This window comes from Komagataeibacter oboediens (assembly GCF_003207815.1).
In the GTDB taxonomy this organism is placed as follows: domain Bacteria; phylum Pseudomonadota; class Alphaproteobacteria; order Acetobacterales; family Acetobacteraceae; genus Komagataeibacter; species Komagataeibacter oboediens.
On sequence record NZ_NKTX01000133.1, the window covers coordinates 1 to 3357 of the forward strand.

General features: G+C 56.4%; 4 protein-coding genes. 1 reads left to right on the forward strand and 3 read right to left on the reverse strand.

Annotated elements, in window-relative coordinates; translation table 11 throughout:
* Both CFR80_RS17390 and bdcA read right to left on the reverse strand, forming a co-directional pair.
* The coding region (locus CFR80_RS17390; RefSeq protein ID WP_146221631.1) for a transposase at nucleotides 1-193 on the reverse strand (193 nt) is incomplete at its 3' end.
* A gap of 615 nt (nucleotides 194-808) precedes the next feature.
* On the reverse strand, nucleotides 809-1522 hold the full coding sequence (gene bdcA, locus CFR80_RS17400) for an SDR family oxidoreductase (RefSeq protein WP_010514228.1): 714 nt from the start codon (nucleotides 1520-1522) through the stop codon (nucleotides 809-811).
* A 310-nt stretch (nucleotides 1523-1832) separates the two neighbouring features.
* Between bdcA and CFR80_RS17405 the strand changes: the two genes are divergently transcribed.
* Nucleotides 1833-2432: a PadR family transcriptional regulator gene (locus tag CFR80_RS17405; RefSeq protein ID WP_029329435.1), complete on the forward strand. Its 600-nt coding sequence runs from the start codon at nucleotides 1833-1835 to the stop codon at nucleotides 2430-2432.
* A 370-nt stretch (nucleotides 2433-2802) separates the two neighbouring features.
* On the opposite strand, the gene CFR80_RS17410 is transcribed toward CFR80_RS17405, so the two are convergent.
* Complete coding sequence (locus tag CFR80_RS17410; protein WP_010514230.1) at nucleotides 2803-3111, reverse strand: hypothetical protein; 309 nt, start codon at nucleotides 3109-3111, stop codon at nucleotides 2803-2805.
* Nucleotides 3112-3357 lie beyond the last annotated feature (246 nt).

The window sequence follows — 3357 nt, forward strand, 5'->3', positions numbered from 1 at the left end:
CGCACCCGGCCGAGGCTATGTAGAGCATCGCATTGACCACCTCGCGCATATCCGTCGTGCGAGGGCGACCGCCCCGTTTCGCAGGGGGCACAAATGGCATGATCAAAGCCCATTCCCCGTCCATCATATCCGATGGATATCGCAGTCCTTCCCGGCTATGTTCACGTCGGGCAATACCAGTCCATGTCACCATTCACTCCATCTCTTCGTAAAGACGGATGAATCACAACAGGCTGGTATTGTTCAAAAACTTTCGGATCAGGCTCTAAATAAGCGTCTATATTATAAATATCGTCTGTTTTTATTATCCTTCAGGATTCATGTTTGTCAGAGCATGCGTCCTGAAGGATTTTTTTATGGCCAGGTGAGAATGCCATGCCGTAGTCAATAAAGAGTTCTGATATCTGTTATGGCAATATATTTTCTATTTTAGTTATTATTATAAATAATGATTCTGAATATTCGTTTCCAGATCAGCATACAGAACATACCCATATTCCCCCAAACCTGTTGGTTACTGCCTGCATCAATCGAAAGATATGAAACGGGCAGTAAATATCATGTTGTTCAGGGGAAAAGCGCATGGCCATTCAGCCATCATCGGCAAACAGAAGCCCGTTTGATAAATGAAAGAATGGCCCCGACGTGATCGCCCGGCTCATCTCCTTCAATCCGGCAGCTTTTCATCCCCGGCATCCAGCGCCCTGTCCCGATCAAACTCACGGGGCCGTCCTGTCCGGGCCATGCAGTGTCTCCGTCCGTGTGGATAATGTCCTATACTCATCGGTTCGGAACTGGATTGCCTGCATCATGCGCTGAAGCCACCATCAATGGTCTGCATGGCCCCGGTAATGCCGCGCGCCGTGGGGCCGGCCAGAAATGATACATAAGCCGCAACATCGTCTGCGGACCCATGTTCCTTTATGGCCATGACACTGTGCATGAGGCTGGCCTCGGGGCCATTGGCCGGATTCATATCCGTATCCGTCGGTCCCGGCTGGATGACATTGACCGTGATGCGACGTTCCCCAAAATCCCGTGCCAGCCCCCGCACCATGCTTTGCAGGGCAGATTTGGTCATGCTGTAGGCCGCCAGTCCCTTAAAAGGCACCCGATTGGCGTTCGTGGAGCCGATCAGGATAATCCGGCCGCCATCCGGCATGGCGCGGGCAGCTTCAACCGCGCAGTGATAGGCGGCGCGAATGTTGATATCGATCATGCGATCAATATCGTCAGGATCAAGCGCCAGCGGATCCCCGGCAATGCAGATCCCGGCGTTGAAGACGAAAATGTCGATGGGGCCGACAGCGCGCGTGGCGGCAAGGATGGCTGAACGGTCGGTCGCATCCGCATGAATGGCTTCCGTCCCGCTTTCGCGGGCAAGGTCTTCGGCCTTTGCGTGCGAACCGGCCCATGTGAAGCGCACGGACGCGCCTTCGCTTGCCAGACGCCGTACGATTGCGGCGCCAATCCCCCGGCTGCCACCGATAACGACAGCCCTTTTGCCTGAAAAATCCGCCATGTCGCATTCCCCCCCCATGTTCTGTATCGATCAATACAGAACATGGGGTGCCGGTATGCAAGTTAATTCCGTATCGACCGATCTTGAATTTATTCCACCCGATCGACTGTTCAGACCCAGCAGGACGTTCAGCACTCTGTAACCGGGTCAAACCTTAACAGCATCAACATGCGCCTTCGGTCCCATGGGCAGGGTGGGGAGCCGGCGGATGGACTGCGTGCGGCGTCCGGAATGGTGAGACGGGCAAGGACTGAAAAATATATTCCGATATATCTTGACGCAAGATATATCGGAATGTATATCGGTAATCATGAAACACAGAAACAGACACGCAGGCGGTCGTAACCGCCAGACTTTCTCCCCCGAAGGCATGGCAGGTTCCGGGGAACCCCGTCGCCATCACGGCCGCGGTGGACATCACGGCGGTGGCCGCCGGGGCGGGCGTCACCGGCTGTTCGATTATGGTGAGATGCGGCTTCTTGTCCTCTCGCTGATCGCGGAAAAACCGACCTACGGCTACGAACTGATTCGCATGATCGAGGAAAAGTTCGGCGGCAGCTATGCCCCCAGCCCCGGTGTGATCTACCCCACGCTGACCTGGCTGGATGAAGCGGGTTATGCCCGGATTGTCGAAGCCGACGGCCGCAAGAACTATCACATCACGCCGGAAGGCGAGGCGTTCCTGGCCGCCAGCCGTACGGCCCTTGATGAAATCCTGGCCCGCGCCGCGACAGGTGCGGCAGAGGGCAGGGGGGGGCGGAAGAATGTCCCGATGCCGGTCATGCGCGGCATGGAAAACCTGCGCACGGCACTCCGCCTGAGGCTGCGCAACGGCGGGCTTGATACGGAAGCCGAGGAAAAGATCGCAGCCCTGCTGGATGACGCCGCCCGGGCGATCGGACAGGTCTGAACCCCGAATTTCCCTGACCGGTCGGCCAACTGGTCGCCCGGTCAGGCAATGACCCCATAATCCCACCATGTATTGATCTGTTTTTTACGGAATATCATGGTGTGGTTTGTGAGTACCTGAATGCAGGTCACTCACGTTCCGGAATATTCGTTTAAGTTTCCGGAACATTCACCGGAATAATACCGGGCCATGCAGGATCGTGATTTCGTGCCCGGATATTCCCGATACTGTCTGTTACATCATTCGACCTTACATTCCCGTGCATGCGACACGATGTATCAAAGGTCGAATTAAAGGATATATCATGAAGCGTTCAATTCTGTTTGCACTTGCTCTTGGCGCCTCCCTTCCGCTGGCGGCCCAGGCTCAGTCACCTGATCAGAACCAGGGCAGCGGGCAGGGCGAACATCGTGGCCACGGTGGTCATGGCCATCACGGTGGCAGGCATGGCGGTCACGGCGGGAACGGTGGTCAGAATGGCCAGGGCGGTGAAAACCGGAACGGCGGCCCGGGCGAAAACGGGGATCGCGGTGGCGAGAACCGTGGCGACCGGAACAACGGTCCCGGGGATCGTGGCGGCGACAGCCAGAACGGCAACCGGGGCGAACACGACGGCGGTCGCGGCGGTGACCACAATGGCGGCTGGAACCAGAACAACAGCACCTCCAACTGATCCCATTACCCAAGCGGAAGGCCCGGCATATTGCCGGGCCTTTTTTGTTGCAGGAAAGAAAACCGGCAACCGTGACGCCGGGCAAACCGGTAGCGCCCTGACAGATTGTATGCACCCACGTCGCATGACGCAGGGATTGTGTGAAAAGCACTCATACCAACGGTTATGGGCACTGACCTGTGTGAGCCCACTTTCTAAGACCGATGGATCGAATGGTGTCAGGCAAGGCGGCAAGATTATTCCAAGCGGAAC